At 57.9% G+C, this 17,314-nt stretch carries 14 protein-coding genes and 2 pseudogenes; 8 read left to right on the forward strand and 8 right to left on the reverse strand.

Annotated elements, in window-relative coordinates; translation table 11 throughout:
• Positions 1-95 (forward strand): annotated as a pseudogene (locus ACQKPC_RS20310) (hypothetical protein); the annotation flags it as partial.
• A 1-nt stretch (position 96) separates the two neighbouring features.
• On the opposite strand, the pseudogene yidD reads toward ACQKPC_RS20310, so the two are convergent.
• The 3 genes and pseudogenes from yidD to rpmH all read right to left on the reverse strand — a co-directional run.
• A pseudogene (yidD, locus tag ACQKPC_RS20315) lies at positions 97-258 on the reverse strand (membrane protein insertion efficiency factor YidD); the annotation flags it as partial.
• Positions 251-652 carry a ribonuclease P protein component gene (gene rnpA, locus ACQKPC_RS20320; RefSeq protein WP_038983561.1) on the reverse strand — a complete coding sequence of 134 codons (402 nt, stop codon included), beginning with the start codon at positions 650-652 and terminating at the stop codon, positions 251-253. The gene rnpA and the pseudogene yidD, both read right to left, overlap by 8 nt.
• Positions 653-668: 16 nt before the next feature.
• Complete coding sequence (gene rpmH, locus ACQKPC_RS20325; RefSeq protein WP_003213577.1) at positions 669-803, reverse strand: 50S ribosomal protein L34; 135 nt, start codon at positions 801-803, stop codon at positions 669-671.
• 567 nt (positions 804-1,370) lie between these two features.
• Here rpmH and dnaA point away from each other — a divergent pair.
• From dnaA to gyrB, 4 genes are read left to right on the forward strand one after another with little or no spacing between them, the layout of a single operon-like run.
• Positions 1,371-2,891, forward strand: a complete 1,521-nt coding sequence (dnaA, locus tag ACQKPC_RS20330; protein WP_008007897.1) for a chromosomal replication initiator protein DnaA — start codon at positions 1,371-1,373, stop codon at positions 2,889-2,891.
• A gap of 39 nt (positions 2,892-2,930) precedes the next feature.
• Complete coding sequence (dnaN, locus tag ACQKPC_RS20335; RefSeq protein WP_007903001.1) at positions 2,931-4,034, forward strand: DNA polymerase III subunit beta; 1,104 nt, start codon at positions 2,931-2,933, stop codon at positions 4,032-4,034.
• 20 nt (positions 4,035-4,054) lie between these two features.
• Entirely contained in the window at positions 4,055-5,158 is a 1,104-nt protein-coding gene (recF, locus tag ACQKPC_RS20340; protein ID WP_008007898.1) for a DNA replication/repair protein RecF, read from the forward strand.
• A gap of 5 nt (positions 5,159-5,163) precedes the next feature.
• Entirely contained in the window at positions 5,164-7,581 is a 2,418-nt protein-coding gene (gyrB, locus tag ACQKPC_RS20345) for a DNA topoisomerase (ATP-hydrolyzing) subunit B (RefSeq protein WP_007902994.1), read from the forward strand.
• Positions 7,582-7,653: 72 nt separating this feature from the next.
• On the opposite strand, the gene ACQKPC_RS20350 is transcribed toward gyrB, so the two are convergent.
• The gene (locus tag ACQKPC_RS20350; RefSeq protein WP_427626046.1) at positions 7,654-8,373 is read right to left on the reverse strand and encodes a response regulator transcription factor; all 720 of its coding nucleotides are present in this window, start codon (positions 8,371-8,373) and stop codon (positions 7,654-7,656) included.
• A 456-nt stretch (positions 8,374-8,829) separates the two neighbouring features.
• Here ACQKPC_RS20350 and ACQKPC_RS20355 point away from each other — a divergent pair, with 456 nt between their 5' ends.
• Together ACQKPC_RS20355 and ACQKPC_RS20360 are read left to right on the forward strand one after the other, a co-directional pair.
• A complete protein-coding gene (locus tag ACQKPC_RS20355; RefSeq protein WP_427626047.1) occupies positions 8,830-9,747 on the forward strand; it encodes a FecR family protein in 918 nt (305 codons plus the stop codon).
• 18 nt (positions 9,748-9,765) lie between these two features.
• On the forward strand, positions 9,766-12,078 hold the full coding sequence (locus tag ACQKPC_RS20360; protein ID WP_427626048.1) for a CHASE2 domain-containing protein: 2,313 nt from the start codon (positions 9,766-9,768) through the stop codon (positions 12,076-12,078).
• 182 nt (positions 12,079-12,260) lie between these two features.
• Here the strand turns inward: ACQKPC_RS20360 and ACQKPC_RS20365 are convergent, their stop codons facing one another.
• From ACQKPC_RS20365 to glyQ, 4 genes are all read right to left on the reverse strand, one after another.
• Positions 12,261-13,040, reverse strand: coding sequence for a lysophospholipid acyltransferase family protein (locus ACQKPC_RS20365; protein WP_427626049.1), 780 nt, complete (start codon positions 13,038-13,040; stop codon positions 12,261-12,263).
• A gap of 81 nt (positions 13,041-13,121) precedes the next feature.
• Positions 13,122-13,661 carry a D-glycero-beta-D-manno-heptose 1,7-bisphosphate 7-phosphatase gene (gene gmhB / locus ACQKPC_RS20370; RefSeq protein ID WP_162830932.1) on the reverse strand — a complete coding sequence of 180 codons (540 nt, stop codon included), beginning with the start codon at positions 13,659-13,661 and terminating at the stop codon, positions 13,122-13,124.
• 4 nt (positions 13,662-13,665) lie between these two features.
• On the reverse strand, positions 13,666-15,720 hold the full coding sequence (gene glyS, locus ACQKPC_RS20375; RefSeq protein WP_427626050.1) for a glycine--tRNA ligase subunit beta: 2,055 nt from the start codon (positions 15,718-15,720) through the stop codon (positions 13,666-13,668).
• Positions 15,717-16,670 carry a glycine--tRNA ligase subunit alpha gene (gene glyQ / locus ACQKPC_RS20380; protein ID WP_003213601.1) on the reverse strand — a complete coding sequence of 318 codons (954 nt, stop codon included), beginning with the start codon at positions 16,668-16,670 and terminating at the stop codon, positions 15,717-15,719. The genes glyS and glyQ overlap by 4 nt, the downstream gene beginning before the upstream one ends.
• Positions 16,671-16,751: 81 nt before the next feature.
• Here glyQ and tag point away from each other — a divergent pair, with 81 nt between their 5' ends.
• Entirely contained in the window at positions 16,752-17,309 is a 558-nt protein-coding gene (gene tag / locus ACQKPC_RS20385) for a DNA-3-methyladenine glycosylase I (protein ID WP_007902964.1), read from the forward strand.
• The last annotated feature ends 5 nt before the right edge of the window (positions 17,310-17,314 follow it).

Here is a 17,314-nt window from a genome sequence, read left to right on the forward strand (position 1 = left end):
GGCAGATCATTGCCGTCGGAACGCCTGAAGAAGTGTCCGAGATGAAGCAGTCGCATACCGGCTTCTACCTCAAGCCACTGCTGGAGCGTGATCGGCTAAACGACGAAAGGTCAGCCAGCCACCGCGCAGAAGGCCATGATTTTCTATGGCTTCATACGCGTAGCAGGAACAACTGGGGTAGAAACGACAGTGACTGGCCATCAGGGGACTGATGGCATAGCGATAAAACTGGATCGGAACGAGTGCCAGTTTACGCATCGGGACTGTCTACCCCTACAGTTTCGGTTTTGACTGCTGGTACCGGCTTGCTGCGTGCCAGACGTTTCCAGAGCTTGTCGAAATGCTGAATCAATTCGGGGCTTTCTACGTCACCCAAACCTTTGCGCGCGACGATAACAATGTCCCAACCGACCAGTAAATCCTGGTTCAGGCGAAACGATTCGCGCATCAGACGTTTGAGGCGATTGCGCTCGACGGAGAGCTTTACGCTCTTTTTCCCGATAACCAGCCCGAGACGGGGGTGATCAAGATCGTTATTGCGCGCAAGGAGCAGGAGATTTTTCCCCGGAACCTTGCCGGTAGGGGAGTCAAAGACTGCCTTGAAATGCCGGGGAGTAAGCAGACGCTTTTCCCGACTGAAGTCCTGACTCACCTCCAGTGCCGGATTATCAAACTGCCAGACGCGCACGACCTTTGGCGCGACGACGCGACAGGACGGCACGACCGTTCTTGGTAGCCATGCGAGCACGGAAACCGTGGGTACGAGCGCGTTTGATAGTGCTTGGTTGGAAAGTACGTTTCATTGTCGTGTTACCTGGTTCGTCCACAACGGGCCGGAATGGCCCCCGTTTTAAGAGACCGGGGATTCTAGAGAAAGCAAGCCTCTAGGTCAATTTCCAACCAGCGTTTCCTTATAAATAGATCTCCAGACGATTTGCTCGACGAAGGTCGTTCGCTAGATATAGAAATAAAGAAGGGAATTATTTAAAGCTTTTCTGTAAAGCTTATAAAAGCTAGAGGCACGTTCGTCTGTGGATAACTGCCTTTAGCCCTTCTAAACCGCGATGTACAGAGAATGACAACTACGGTGGAAAACGGTGGTCAGCCTGTGCTGCGCTGTCGGATAAGCTGTGTGTGGAAAGGCTAGTTATCCACAAGCAGCTTATCCACCGAGTTTCGCCCCCACTTGTCCAGTGCCCTCATGGGCGGTTATCCACAGAGCTTATGCACATACCGTTGGTCTTCTTTTCGAGGGTTAACGCATTGATAAATCATGCCCTGTGCGCAACCTGCATGTGGATAAGTGGACGACTGGTCGCTACAATGACTGCTTGTTTTTGCCTCACCGGCTTTCAACTTAGGGGATATCCGTGTCAGTGGAACTTTGGCAGCAGTGCGTAGAGCTTTTGCGCGATGAGCTGCCTGCCCAACAATTCAACACTTGGATCCGTCCACTACAGGTCGAAGCCGAAGGCGACGAGCTGCGTGTCTACGCGCCGAATCGTTTTGTTCTCGATTGGGTCAATGAAAAGTACCTGGGTCGCGTCCTTGAACTGCTCGATGAGCATGGCAATGGCCTGGCGCCGGCGCTCTCCTTATTAATAGGCAGCAAACGCAGTTCGGCACCGCGTGCGGCACCTAATGCTCCATTGGCCGCCGCGGCGTCTCAGGCTCAGGCCGCTCAAGCGCCTGTCAGCGCTCCAGCGCCAGCCCCGGCAGCTGCATCGACCAAACGTGCGACACAAAAGGTTGCTGAAGTCAGTGAAGAGCCGTCCCGCGACAGCTTCGATCCAATGGCCGGTGCCAGTTCGCAACAAGCCCCGGTTCGCTCCGAACAGCGTACGGTGCAGGTCGAAGGCGCACTCAAGCACACCAGCTACCTGAACCGCACCTTCACCTTCGAGAACTTCGTCGAAGGCAAGTCCAACCAACTGGCCCGGGCTGCGGCCTGGCAGGTGGCGGACAACCCCAAGCACGGCTATAACCCGCTCTTCCTTTATGGCGGTGTCGGCTTGGGTAAAACCCACTTGATGCACGCTGTGGGTAACCACCTGTTAAAGAAGAATCCGAATGCCAAGGTTGTGTACCTGCATTCCGAGCGTTTCGTTGCGGACATGGTCAAGGCCTTGCAGCTGAATGCGATCAACGAGTTCAAGCGCTTCTACCGCTCGGTGGATGCGTTGCTGATCGATGACATTCAGTTCTTCGCCCGCAAGGAACGCTCCCAGGAAGAGTTTTTCCACACCTTCAACGCCCTGCTTGAAGGTGGCCAGCAGGTCATTCTTACCAGTGACCGCTATCCGAAAGAAATCGAAGGCCTTGAAGAGCGCCTGAAGTCACGTTTCGGCTGGGGCCTGACGGTTGCCGTCGAGCCGCCGGAGCTGGAAACCCGCGTGGCGATCCTGATGAAAAAGGCCGACCAGGCCAAAGTCGATCTGCCACACGACGCGGCGTTCTTCATTGCCCAGCGTATTCGCTCCAACGTCCGCGAACTGGAAGGCGCGCTCAAACGCGTGATCGCCCACTCGCACTTCATGGGCCGCGATATCACCATCGAGCTGATTCGCGAATCCCTGAAAGACTTGTTGGCGCTGCAAGACAAACTGGTGTCTGTGGATAACATTCAGCGCACCGTCGCCGAGTATTACAAGATCAAGATCTCCGACCTGCTGTCCAAGCGTCGTTCACGCTCGGTAGCACGTCCGCGTCAGGTCGCCATGGCGTTGTCCAAGGAATTGACCAACCACAGCCTGCCGGAAATCGGCGATGTGTTTGGCGGCCGCGATCACACGACTGTTTTGCACGCCTGCCGCAAGATCAACGAGCTTAAGGAATCCGACGCGGACATCCGCGAGGACTATAAGAACCTGCTGCGTACACTGACTACTTGATGAACACCAGCGCAGCTTATTAAGGCAAGGGACTAGACCATGCATTTCACCATTCAACGCGAAGCCCTGTTGAAACCCCTGCAACTGGTCGCAGGCGTCGTCGAGCGCCGACAGACCTTGCCGGTGCTCTCCAACGTGCTGCTGGTTGTCGAAGGCCAGCAATTGTCGCTGACCGGTACCGACCTGGAAGTCGAGCTGGTCGGTCGTGTGCAACTCGAAGAGCCTGCGGACCCGGGCTCCATCACTGTGCCTGCGCGCAAGCTGATGGACATCTGCAAGAGCTTGCCGAACGATGCGCTGATCGACATCAAGGTCGATGAGCAGAAGCTCGTGGTGAAGGCCGGCCGTAGCCGCTTCACCCTTTCGACCCTGCCGGCCAATGACTTCCCGACGGTGGAAGAAGGCCCGGGCTCGCTGACCTGCAGCCTTGAGCAAAGCAAACTGCGTCGTTTGATCGAACGCACCAGCTTCGCCATGGCGCAGCAGGACGTACGTTATTACCTCAACGGCATGCTGCTGGAAGTCTCGGCCGGGATCATCCGCGCCGTGGCCACCGACGGTCACCGTCTGGCCATGTGTTCGATGCAGGCCGATATCGGTCAGCCGGATCGTCATCAGGTGATCGTACCGCGCAAAGGTATTCTGGAACTGGCGCGTCTGCTGACCGAACCGGACGGCAACGTCAGCATTGTGCTGGGCCAGCACCACATCCGCGCCACCACCGGCGAGTTCACCTTCACCTCGAAACTGGTCGACGGTAAATTCCCTGACTACGAGCGTGTTCTGCCTAAAGGCGGCGACAAGCTGGTACTCGGCGATCGCCAAGCCTTGCGTGAAGCGTTCAGCCGTACCGCGATTCTGTCCAACGAGAAGTACCGTGGCATCCGTCTGCAACTGGCCAATGGTCAGCTGAAGATCCAGGCGAACAACCCGGAGCAGGAAGAAGCGGAAGAAGAAGTGGGCGTTGAGTACAACGGCGGCTCTCTGGAAATCGGCTTCAACGTGAGCTATCTGCTCGACGTACTGGGCGTGATGACCACCGAGCAGGTTCGCTTGATCCTGTCCGACTCCAACAGCAGTGCGCTGGTACAAGAGTCCGACAACGACGACTCGGCTTACGTTGTCATGCCGATGCGTCTGTAAACATGCTCAGCAGAACCTAGATGTCCTTAAGTCGCGTCTCGGTCACCGCGGTGCGCAATCTGCACCCGGTGACCTTCTCCCCTTCCCCCCGAATCAACATTCTTTACGGCGCCAACGGCAGCGGCAAAACCAGTGTTCTGGAAGCCATTCATCTGCTCGGGCTTGCCCGTTCGTTTCGTAGCAGCCGTCTATTACCCGTCATTCAATACGAGCAATTGGCGTGTACTGTGTTTGGCCAGGTCGAACTGGCCGAGGGTGGACACAGCGCGTTGGGGATATCTCGTGACCGGCAGGGTGAGTTCCAGATCCGCATTGATGGGCAGAACGCGCGAAGTGCTGCGCAACTGGCAGAGATCCTGCCGTTGCAGTTGATCAACCCGGACAGCTTCCGCCTGCTGGAAGGTGCGCCGAAGATTCGCCGACAGTTTCTCGACTGGGGTGTGTTCCACGTGGAACCCCGATTCATGTCCACGTGGCAGCGCTTGCAGAAGGCCTTGCGCCAGAGAAACTCTTGGCTGCGACATGGTACACTTGACGCCGTTTCGCAAGCGGTTTGGGACAGGGAACTGTGCCAGGCCAGCGCTGAAATAGATGAATACCGCCGCGCTTACATCAAAGCCTTGAAACCAGTCTTTGAACAGACCTTGAGCGAACTGGTTGAGCTTGAGGGCTTAACGCTCAGCTATTACCGAGGTTGGGACAAAGACCGTGAGTTGAGTGCAGTGCTCGCCGGGTCCCTTCAGCGGGATCAGCAAATGGGTCATACCCAAGCCGGACCACAACGCGCTGATTTGCGTCTTAGATTGGGCGCACATAACGCCGCGGACATCTTGTCTCGTGGCCAGCAGAAGTTGGTGGTCTGTGCATTGCGGATCGCCCAAGGGCACTTGGTTAGCCAGGCCCGTCGCGGCCAGTGTATTTATCTGGTGGATGACCTGCCGTCCGAACTGGACGAGCATCACCGTCGCGCGCTTTGCCGCTTGCTGGAAGACTTACGCTGCCAGGTCTTTATCACCTGTGTAGATCACGAATTATTGAGGGAAGGCTGGCAGACGGAAACGCCAGTCGCTCTGTTCCACGTGGAACAGGGCCGTATCACACAGACCCACGACCATCGGGAGTGAAGGCATTGAGCGAAGAAAATACGTACGACTCAACGAGCATTAAAGTGCTGAAAGGCCTGGATGCCGTACGCAAACGTCCCGGTATGTACATTGGTGACACTGACGATGGCAGTGGTCTGCACCACATGGTGTTCGAGGTGGTCGATAACTCGATCGACGAAGCTTTGGCCGGCCATTGCGACGACATCAGCATCATCATCCACCCGGACGAATCCATCACCGTTCGCGACAACGGTCGTGGCATCCCGGTAGACGTGCACAAAGAAGAAGGCGTCTCGGCGGCCGAGGTCATCATGACCGTGCTGCACGCCGGCGGTAAGTTCGACGACAACTCCTACAAAGTATCCGGCGGTCTGCACGGTGTAGGTGTGTCGGTGGTGAACGCACTGTCCAAAGAACTGATCCTGACCGTTCGCCGCAGCGGAAAAATCTGGGAACAGACTTATGTCCACGGTGTTCCGCAAGAGCCGATGAAAATCGTTGGCGAAAGCGAAACCACTGGCACCCAGATCCACTTCAAGCCTTCGGCTGAAACCTTCAAGAACATCCACTTCAGCTGGGACATCCTGGCCAAGCGGATTCGCGAACTGTCCTTCCTCAACTCCGGTGTCGGCATCGTCCTCAAGGATGAGCGCAGCGGCAAGGAAGAGTTGTTCAAGTACGAAGGTGGTCTGCGTGCGTTCGTTGAATACCTGAACACCAACAAGACTGCGGTCAACCAGGTGTTCCACTTCAACATCCAGCGTGAAGACGGCATCGGCGTTGAAATCGCCCTGCAGTGGAACGACAGCTTCAACGAGAACCTGTTGTGCTTCACCAACAACATTCCACAGCGCGATGGCGGTACTCACCTGGTGGGTTTCCGTTCCGCACTGACGCGTAACCTGAACACCTACATCGAAGCTGAAGGTCTGGCGAAGAAGCACAAAGTTGCCACCACCGGTGACGATGCCCGCGAAGGCCTGACAGCGATCATTTCGGTAAAAGTGCCGGATCCGAAGTTCAGCTCCCAGACCAAAGACAAGCTGGTGTCTTCCGAAGTGAAGACCGCGGTTGAACAGGAAATGGGCAAGTACTTCTCTGACTTCCTGCTGGAGAACCCGAACGAAGCCAAGCTGGTCGTCGGCAAGATGATCGACGCGGCGCGTGCGCGTGAAGCAGCGCGTAAGGCCCGTGAGATGACCCGCCGCAAAGGCGCGTTGGACATCGCCGGCTTGCCGGGCAAACTGGCTGACTGCCAGGAAAAAGACCCTGCCCTTTCCGAACTGTACCTCGTGGAAGGTGACTCTGCTGGCGGCTCCGCCAAGCAGGGACGCAACCGTCGCACCCAGGCCATCCTGCCGCTCAAGGGCAAGATCCTGAACGTCGAGAAGGCACGCTTCGACAAGATGATCTCTTCGCAAGAAGTGGGCACCTTGATCACCGCGCTGGGCTGCGGCATTGGCCGCGACGAGTACAACATCGACAAGCTGCGTTATCACAACATCATCATCATGACCGATGCTGACGTCGACGGTTCGCACATCCGTACCCTGCTGCTGACCTTCTTCTTCCGTCAGTTGCCGGAGTTGATTGAGCGCGGTTACATCTACATCGCCCAGCCGCCGCTGTACAAGGTCAAGAAAGGCAAGCAAGAGCAATACATCAAAGACGACGACGCCATGGAAGAGTACATGACGCAGTCGGCCCTGGAAGACGCGAGCCTGCACCTGAACGAAGAAGCTCCGGGTATCTCCGGCGAAGCGCTTGAGCGTCTGGTGAATGACTTCCGTCTGGTGATGAAGACCCTCAAGCGTCTGTCGCGCCTGTACCCGCAGGAACTGACCGAGCACTTCATCTACCTGCCAGCGGTGAGCATGGAGCAACTGTCCGATCACGCAGCGATGCAGGATTGGATGGCTCAGTTCGAAGTTCGCCTGCGCACCGTCGAGAAATCCGGCCTGGTTTACAAAGCCAGCCTGCGTGAAGACCGTGAACGTAACGTCTGGCTGCCAGAGGTCGAGCTGATCTCCCACGGCCTGTCGAACTACATCACCTTCAACCGCGATTTCTTCGGCAGTAACGATTACAAGACTGTTGTGTCGTTGGGCGCTCAATTGAGCACCTTGCTGGACGACGGCGCGTACATCCAGCGAGGCGAGCGCAAGAAGCCGGTCACCGAATTCAAGGAAGCCCTTGAATGGCTGATGGCTGAAAGCACCAAGCGTCATACCATCCAGCGCTACAAAGGTCTGGGCGAAATGAACCCGGATCAGCTGTGGGAAACCACTATGGACCCGAGCCAGCGCCGGATGCTCAAAGTGACCATCGAAGACGCCATTGGCGCAGACCAGATCTTCAACACCCTGATGGGTGATGCGGTCGAACCTCGCCGTGACTTCATCGAAAGTAACGCCTTGGCGGTTTCCAACCTGGACTTCTGATCCGGCAGGACCGCTAAAATAAAAAAGGCCAACGCTTAGCGTTGGCCTTTTTTATTGATCGTCGAAAGGTCGTCATTCGCTAGCAGTGGCCACGCTCTCGAGCCGATACCCATACCCGTAAATCGTCAGCAGTTGCCAACCGCGATCGGCCGTCAGGCCCAGCTTGTTGCGCAGGCGATAAATATGAGTATCCAGCGGGCGGGAAGATACTATTTCTTCGTGGGTCCAAAAGCGCTCATACAAGTATTCGCGGGACAAAGGTCGGCCCAGATTGGCGAACAGGCAGCGAGCGAGCCGGTATTCCCGTTCGGTCAGGCTGATGGGGGTGGCGGCGCGGGTGACGGTGAGTTCGGCGTCGTCGAATTCAAGGTCATTGAAGGTCAGTATTTCGGTGGCCGCGGCGCGTTGCAGCCCATGCCGACGAAGCACCGCGCTGACCCGAGCCATCAGCTCATTGGGACGAAACGGTTTGCTCACGTAATCGTCGGCCCCGGCGTTCAACGCCTGGACGATATCGCTTTCGGTATCGCGACTGGTGAGCATGATCGCGGCCGGTGGCACATCCATGTGTTCACGGGTCCAACGCAACAAAGCCAGACCGCTGATATCGGGCAGTTGCCAATCGAGGATCAGCAAATCGAAGGTCTCCCGCCGGAGTTGCCGTCGCAAGTCCTCTCCCCGCTCGAAACAATGCAGCGTCCACGCCTGCTCACCCGTGACGGGGATCTGTCGCAGTGTCTGTTCAACCCGGCGCAGTTCAGCGGGCTCGTCATCCAGTATTGCGACACGCATGCCGAGTGTTTCCTTCATCTCGTTAGTGCAAAGTGAAAATTCCTACGGGAGTTTAGGCTGATTGATCGAATCTGAACAATTGTGGCGAATTGCTGCGAAGGTCATTTATGCCGGTAAATTCGTTGTCGCTGAGCGGCACAGGGGCATTGGGATGTGCTCCGGCGCAGGGAGCGCCAAGTCACTTTGCAGGCCCATCGATTGCCGGTTTTCGGCGGTAGCCTGCTCAGGGGAAACACACGGAGTGCCTGCTCGGTTCCGACACAGGGATGTGTCATCTCCAATATCCTTTGCTCCCATGGCTATCTGCCAGAGCGTCCGCTCAGGTATCGTGCGTCAAATACTTGTGTGCGTTTCCCGGCATGATTTCCATAAGAGCATAAAAGCCAATCCATGAACCCCATGACCTTATTGCTCTCACGCCGTTCTGGCGTCTGTATCTTACTGATGGTTGGCCTGATGGGATTGTTCGCCCAGAGTGCTGTCGCCTCGGCAAAACGTCTGTCTTATATCGATCAAAACCAACAATGCCGTGGTCAACCGCTGCCGGCGACTGTCGAGCATCTGACCGGCGAAGCCTGGAAGCTGGATGCCAAAGGCAAGCAGACGCCACTGCAGGAAGGTATGTCGATCGACGAGCAGGAAGGCGTCAAAACCTCGCCTTCGGCATTTGTCAGCCTGTCCCTGGGTGATGGCTCGCGGGTGGTGTTGCCCTCCAGTTCCCATATCACCCTGCATCTCAATGAAGAACATTCGATCCCTCAGGTCATTCTAGAGCAGGGCCAGGTTGAGTCGTATGTGATCAAACGTCCCAGCGACCATGATCGCTTTCAGATCGTCACGCCGGTCGGTGTACTGGGCGTACGAGGCACGCACTTTCGGGTGCGCAACGATGACGGTGGCGAGGCGCTGCTGGAGGTTCTGAACGGACACGTGGCGGTCAACCGTGATGAGGAAACGTCGGGCTCCCGCCCTGCCCGGTCGGCTGCCAAACGGACTCAGAGCCCTGAAGACGAGGTCCAGGTCATGGCCCGTCAGGGTTTACGTATTCAGAAACAAGGCACATTGACGCCGATCGACTTGCTACCTGCCCCACGTTTGTTGGGGCAAGCCGGTCAGACGGGTAATGTGCCTGTGTGGCAATTGATCATGAAACCCATCGAAGGGGCCACGCGTTATCGGGCGCAAGTGGCTACCGACGCAGCCTTTCTGGACATCAAGCAAGAGCAGTTTTCCAGTACGCCAGAGGTCAAATTCAGCGGGCTGAAAGCGTTTTTCTACCATGTTCGCCTGTCGGCCTATGACGCTCAGGGGTTAGAGGGAGAGACCGGGGTGTATGACATTTTCTATTACCCCAGGACCACGCGTGTCCAATAGCGCCCTGGCCGACGACCGATGAAGAGACGACCAAGGAAGGATGACCGCGAGCCGACCCAGGCTCAGCGGTTGTTTCAGCGGATGGTGCGCGAGTGGCTGTGGGTCTGTCTGATCCTGTTGCCGCTGACGGCGATGCTGTCCATGAATCAGGGGCTGGCCCTGAGCAATCTGCTGTATGACAACCTGCGCCGGCTGAGTCCGCTGCCGGTAGACCCACGAATACTCATCGTCACGATCGATGACTATAGCTTGCAGCAGCTTGGCCAATGGCCGTGGTCGCGGGCCATGCACGCGCAACTGCTGGATCGGCTCGGCGCCGCGAACGTTAAAGGCGTTCTATTCGACGTTATCTTCAGCGAGCCCGATAGCCATCCCGGCAACGATCAGCTTTTGGCCCAGGCGACCTGTCGAACCGGGAATGTTTTTGTGCCGTTGCTGCGCGAAGGCGTCGCACGTTATGGACAACCCTTGGGGGAAATTGAACCGGTGGCTGCGCTGAGCCATTGCGCCAAAGGCGTCGGGCACATCAATGCCGAAGCGGACGCTGATGGGATCGTGCGCAGCGTGTATTTAAGCGAAGGCCCGGCGCAAAAAGCACGCCCGCAACTGGCCTGGCTGCTGTACGAAGAATCCCTTACCGACAAGGGAAATGTACCGATGCCTGGTACTCCGGCCCTGCCATCGGCGCAGGGCTGGCAGCGAGCCCACGAAATACGGATTCCTTTCATACATTCCGACGCGGGCTTTCCCACGGTGCCCTACGTCAGCGTATTGCGCGGCGAAGTCCCGCCCGAGTTGTTGCGCGATCGCTTGATCCTGATCGGCTCGACCGCTCCAGGCTTGGGCGACCGCTACGTGACGCCGCAATCGGCCAGCATCGGCACCACACCGGGCATCGAGATCCAGGCGAATATCCTCAATGGGCTGCTGCAACAGCGCAACATCGTGGTGCTCGATGAGCGCTTGGCGGCGTTGCTGTCGGTGATGATTGTCGGTGAGTTGCTGGGCCTGTTGCTGGTGCGTCCGCGTCGCGCCTTATGGCTGACTTTGGGTGCAATGGCGGCAGCTCTGCTGGGCTCGGGTGTACTGTTGCGGCTCGGCTGGTGGTGGTCACCGGCGGCGAGCCTGCTAGGGATGATGCTGGGCTACCTGATCTGGAATTGGCGAAGGCTGAACGCGGTGCTCGCCTATTTCGGCTGGGAACTGGCACGCCTGGATGGCGAGCCAAAAGTCTTTCCCGAACGTCGTCGGACCCAGGCCCCGGCCGGCGATGTGCTGCAAGGGCAAATCGTCGCGCTGGAGCAGGCCATGAGCCGGACCCGCGACACCCGACGTTTCATCGCCGATGGACTTGAATACCTGCCGGTGGCGACGCTGATCAGCGATCCGCAAGGGCGCATTCTGCTGGCCAACCGCAAGGCTCGAGAAGTGTTTTGTCATGGCCTGGTGGGCGAGGACATGCTCGAGCAACTGAGCGACTTGGGTTACCCGGTGCCGTCCAACGGAATGCCATCTGCGTTGTCGACCCTGGAGCCGCTGGAGTTTCGTGACACCCAGGCACGCAGCCTGCGTCTGGACCTGGCGCCGCTGTTGCCGGCCGAGGGTGACTCCGTGATTGGCTGGCTACTGAGCCTCACTGACTTGAGCGTCGAGCGGGACGCCGAAGAACAGCGAGCCGTGTTGTTGCGTTTTTTGTCCCATGACCTCAGGGCTCCCCATTCGGCGATACTGGCCTTGCTCGATGTTCAGCGGCATCAGGTGTCCGGCGACACTCAAGTGTTCAGTCAGATCGAGTTACAAGTGCGCAAGGCGCTGAACCTGACCGAGGCTTTTGTGCAGTTGGCAAAAGCCGAGTCCGAGGCCTATCAGTTTCAGCCGAGCATGTTCGCGATGTTGTTACTCGATACCTTCGACCAGGCCTCGAGCATCGCTCATCTGAAGAACATTCAATTACTGCATGACCTCGACGAAGACGCTGAAGCGCTGGTCCTGGCCGATCAATCGCTACTGACACGGGCTCTGTTCAACCTGTTGGAAAACGCCATCAAGTACAGTCCGGCGGGCTCGCGGATCTCAGTGCGGGTGAGTTATGCCGAAGGTTGGCTACTGTGCGAGATCGCCGATCAGGGTCGAGGGATTGCTGTCGATGAACTTCCTGAGTTGTTCAGTCAGTATCGGCGTTTTACCTCGGCTCACGACAGTGACGGCCTGGGACTGGGTTTGTCCATGGTCAAGGCGGTGGTGGATCGTCATGGCGGGAGGATTTCCTGTCGTAGCGTGGTGGGACAAGGCTCGACGTTCAGCATCCAGTTACCGCTATTGAGCGAGTAATCCAGACGTTTTCAGCGAGCATAAAAAAACCGGCTATATCAGCCGGTTTTTTTACGTCCGAAATAAACTTATGCACCTTTTTCGACATTTTATTTGCTTAAGAAATATGTATGTAAATCATAAGCTTAAAAACTAAAAACGACGTTTTTCAACAAAACGGTACACAGGTTATCCACAGAATCTCAGACAGTCACTTGATCGGTGGCGTTGGGTGCCGCCGGGGCTGCTGGCAGCGAACCCATCTCGCGCTGCATCTGTTCGTTCCAGGCCTGCACCCGATCATTCAGGTCGGCAATGGCTCGCGGCCCGTTACCCTCGGCGTACATCGGCGCGCCAATGATCACGGTGATCACGCCTTGCTTCTTTGCCCACCCGGTTTTTGGCCAGAACTTGCCGGCATTGTGCGCAATCGGCAGTACCGGTAATGACGCATTGACGGCCAACGCGGTGCCACCGCGGGAAAACTTGCCGATCGTGCCATAGGGAACGCGAGTCCCTTCCGGGAAGATCAGTACCCAGACCTTGTCCTTGAGCAGCTCATCGCCCTTCTTCGCCACATGCTTGAGCGCAGCTTTCGGATTGCCACGGTCAATGGCGATCGGTCGCAGCATGGCCATGGCCCAGCCGAAGAACGGAACATAGAGCAGTTCGCGCTTGAGCACCTGGCTCAGCGGCTCGAAGTAAGCCGAGAGAAAGAATGTCTCCCAGGTGCTCTGGTGGTTCGACTGAATCACGCAGGGCTGGTCAGGCACGTTCTCGGCACCCTTCACTTCGTAACGGATACCCAGAAAGACTTTGCTCAGCCATAAGGCGCAGCGGCACCAGTACACGTTGATAAAGCGATAGCGCGCCTTGAACGGCAGAAACGGCGCGATAAAAAAGCTCAGGGTGCACCAGAGCAAAGAGCTGGTGCCCAGCAGCAGGTAAAAGAGGAAAGTTCTGATGGCCTGCAGTATCGACATGGCGACATTTACCGTTGCGGGCATTGCCCGCCTATTCAAGCGCACTCCCGATCAGTCCTTGGCCAGGATGTCAGAAGAGCCTTAGTTGTGGATAAGTTCCGCGGCAATCGCCGCCAGATCGTCAAAAATCAAGGTGCCTGCCGGTAGGGTCTTGCCCTGAGTCTTTTCGCCTTTCCCGGTCTTTACCAAAACTGGCTGACAGTCGACGGCTTTGGCGGCTTCCAGGTCACCGAGAGTATCGCCGACGAACCATAGATTCGTCAGCGAAACGTTGTAATGCGCGGCGATGGTTTTCAACATCCCGGGTTTTGGCTTGCGGCAATCGCAGCCATCGTCTGGCCCGTGCGGGCAATAGACGATCAGCCCGACTTCACCGCCCTGCTCCGCCACCAGCTCGCGCAAGCGAGCGTGCATGGCATCCAGGGTGGCGATGTCGTAATAGCCGCGAGCGATGCCCGACTGGTTGGTAGCGACCGCCACCGTCCAGCCGGCCTTGCTCAACTGCGCGATCGCTTCGATCGAACCGGGCAGCGGAATCCACTCTTCCACCGACTTGATGTACGCATCGGAGTCGTAATTGATCACTCCGTCCCGATCGAGAATCAGCAGTTTCAACAGCAACCCCTCAACCCAGCAGCGAAATGTCAGCGACGCCGAGGAACAGCCCACGCAGACGCGACAGCAGCGCATAACGGTTGGCGCGGACCTTGGCATCTTCAGCGTTGACCATTACGGCTTCGAAGAATGCATCCACTGGCTCGCGCAAGGCAGCCAGACGTGCCAGCGATTCGCTGTACTGACGCGCCGCAGCCATCGGCTGGACAGCCTGGTCAGCCTGCTGGATCGCCGAGTACAGAGAGAACTCGTTGGCGTTGTCGAAGTACTTGGCTTCAACGACCGAAGGAACAGAGCCTTCGACCTTGCTCAGCAAGTTCGAAACGCGCTTGTTCACCGCGGCCAGCGCAGCGGCTTCCGGCAATTTGCGGAACGCTTCTACCGCTTGTACACGCTGATCGAAATCCAGCGCCGAACCCGGCTTCAGGGCACGGACCGACAGGTAAGTCCCGACATCAACGCCTTCGTCTTCATAACGGGCACGCAGACGATCGAAGATGAATTCCAGCACCGAGTCATTCAGGCCGGCAGCCTTCACCTTGGTACCGAACGCATTCACGGCAAACGCCACGGCGTCATTCAGGTCGAGGTCGAGCTTCTTGTCGATCAGGATCCGCAACACACCCAGCGCAGCACGGCGCAGGGCGTACGGGTCTTTGCTCCCGGTTGGCAACATGCCGATACCGAAAATACCCACCAGCGTGTCGAGCTTGTCGGCGATGGCCACGGCCGCACCGGTCAGGGTGGTCGGCAGTTCAGCACCGGCACCGCGCGGCATGTACTGCTCGTTCAGCGCCAGGGCGACTTCTTCCGGCTCGCCGTCGTTGAGGGCGTAGTAGTAACCGGCGACACCTTGCATCTCCGGGAACTCGCCGACCATTTCGGTCGCCAGGTCGCACTTGGACATCAGGCCGGCACGGGAAGCCCAGGCCGGGTTGCCACCAATGCGTTGAGCGATGAACGCGGCGAGTCTGGAAACACGTTCGGCCTTGTCGTAGACGCTGCCGAGTTTTTCCTGGAACACCACATTCTGCAGGCGCAGATTGAACTCTTCGAGTTTTTGCTTCTTGTCTTGCTTGAAGAAGAACTCGGCGTCGGTCAGGCGTGGGCGAACCACTTTCTCGTTACCGGCGATGATCTGCTGCGGGTCTTTGCTTTCGATGTTGGCCACGGTAATGAAACGAGGCAGCAACTTGCCGTCGGCATCCAGCAGGCAGAAATATTTCTGGTTGTCCTGCATGGTGGTGATCAGCGCTTCTTGCGGCACGTCGAGGAAGCGTTCTTCGAACGAGCACACCAGCGGCACCGGCCATTCAACCAGCGCGGTCACTTCGTCGAGCAGGCCCGGTGGCACGATCGCCGTACCTTCCTGCAGCGTCGCCAGTTCTTCGGTGCGCTTGCTGATCAGCTCGCGACGCTCGTTGGCGTCGGCCAGCACATAAGCCGCACGCAGATCGCTCAGGTAGTTGGCCGGCGAGGTGATGCGCACGCTTTCAGGATGGTGGAAGCGGTGACCACGGGAATCGCGGCCGGACTTCTGGGCAAGGATGGTGCAGTCGATGACATGGTCACCAAGCAGCATCACCAGCCATTGGGTCGGGCGAACGAATTCTTCTTTGCGAGCACCCCAGCGCATGCGCTTGGGGATAGGCAGGTCGTTCAGGGAGTCTTCAACGATGGTCGGCATCAGGCTCGCGGTCGGCTTGCCGGCGATGCTTTGGCTGTAGCGCAGTTTTGGACCGCTCTGATCGATCTCGCTCAGGTCGACGCCGCACTTCTTGGCGAAGCCCAGGGCTGCTTGAGTCGGGTTGCCTTCGGCATCGAACGCGGCCTGACGTGGCGGGCCGTCGAGGTTGATGCTGCGATCCGGCTGCTGGGTCGCCAGCGCGGTGATCAGCACGGCCAGACGACGTGGCGCGGCGTAGACGGTTTTGGTTTCGTAGTTCAGGCCGGCAGCTTGCAGGCCTTTGTCGATACCGGCCATAAACGCTTCGGCCAGGGTATTCAGGGCTTTGGGTGGCAGTTCTTCGGTGCCCAGTTCAACCAGAAAATCTTGAGCACTCATTGTGCAGCCTCCAGCTTGGCCAGTACTTCATCACGCAGGTCCGGGGTCGCCATCGGGAAGCCCAGCTTGGCGCGAGCCAGCAGGTAGGCTTGCGCAACGGAACGCGCCAGGGTGCGTACACGCAGAATGTATTGCTGACGCGCGGTCACCGAGATCGCCCGGCGCGCATCCAGCAGGTTGAAGGTGTGGGAAGCCTTCAACACCATTTCGTAGCTCGGCAACGGCAATGGCTGATCAAGTTCGATCAGGCGCTTGGCTTCGCTTTCGTAGAAGTCGAACAACTCGAACAGCTTCTCGACGTTGGCGTGTTCGAAGTTGTAGGTCGACTGCTCCACTTCGTTCTGGTGGAACACGTCGCCGTAGGTCACCTTGCCGAACGGACCGTCAGCCCAGACCAGGTCGTAGACCGAGTCCACGCCTTGCAGGTACATGGCCAGACGCTCAAGACCGTAAGTGATCTCGCCGGTCACCGGGTAGCACTCGATGCCGCCCGCTTGCTGGAAGTAAGTGAACTGCGTCACTTCCATGCCGTTGAGCCAGACTTCCCAGCCCAGACCCCAGGCGCCCAGCGTTGGCGACTCCCAGTTGTCTTCGACGAAACGGATGTCGTGCACCAGCGGGTCGAGGCCCACGTGCTTGAGGGAGCCCAGGTACAGTTCCTGGAAGTTGTCCGGGTTCGGCTTCAGGACTACCTGGAACTGGTAGTAGTGCTGCAGACGGTTCGGGTTTTCGCCGTAGCGGCCGTCAGTCGGGCGACGACTGGGCTGCACATAAGCGGCGTTCCAGGTTTCCGGGCCGATGGCGCGCAGGAACGTGGCAGTGTGGAAAGTGCCGGCGCCTACTTCCATATCGTAGGGCTGAAGTACCACACAACCTTGCTCGGCCCAGTATTGCTGGAGGGCGAGGATCAAGTCTTGGAAGGTACGCACGGCTGGCGTAGGCTGGCTCACGAAATTCACCTGTTTCTTGGGCTGCGATTTAAAGAGCGGGAGTATACCCGATTCGAACCTGCGCACGCCCCCTGGAGCCTTATGCCACGCTGCTTTTGGTGTACCGAAGATCCGCTGTACATGGCTTATCACGATCAGGAGTGGGGCACGCCGCTACGCGATGCGCAGGGTTTGTTCGAGTTGCTTTTGCTCGAAGGGTTCCAGGCCGGGCTTTCCTGGATCACTGTGTTGCGCAAACGAGAGCGTTATCGCGAGGTGCTGTTTGGCTTCGACGTGCAGCGTGTGGCACAGATGAGCGATGCGGAAATCGATGAATTGATGCTCGATCCGGGGATCATCCGCAATCGCCTCAAACTCAACGCGGCCCGGCGTAATGCCCAGGCCTGGCTGGCGCTGGAGGACCCGGTGGCGTTTCTCTGGTCGTTCGTCGGTGGCACGCCTGTGATCAATCATTTCAAGGATCGCAGTGAAGTGCCGGCCGTGACACCGGTTGCCGTCGAGATGAGCAAAGGCCTGAAAAAAGCCGGATTCACGTTCGTCGGCCCGACCATTTGTTACGCGTTGATGCAGGCCTCGGGCATGGTCATGGACCACACCCGGGATTGCGATCGCTACGCCACCTTGGCGAACGGCGGTTAGAATAG

Origin of the sequence: Pseudomonas sp. NPDC089918 (assembly GCF_050280605.1) — a bacterium.
GTDB lineage: Bacteria > Pseudomonadota > Gammaproteobacteria > Pseudomonadales > Pseudomonadaceae > Aquipseudomonas.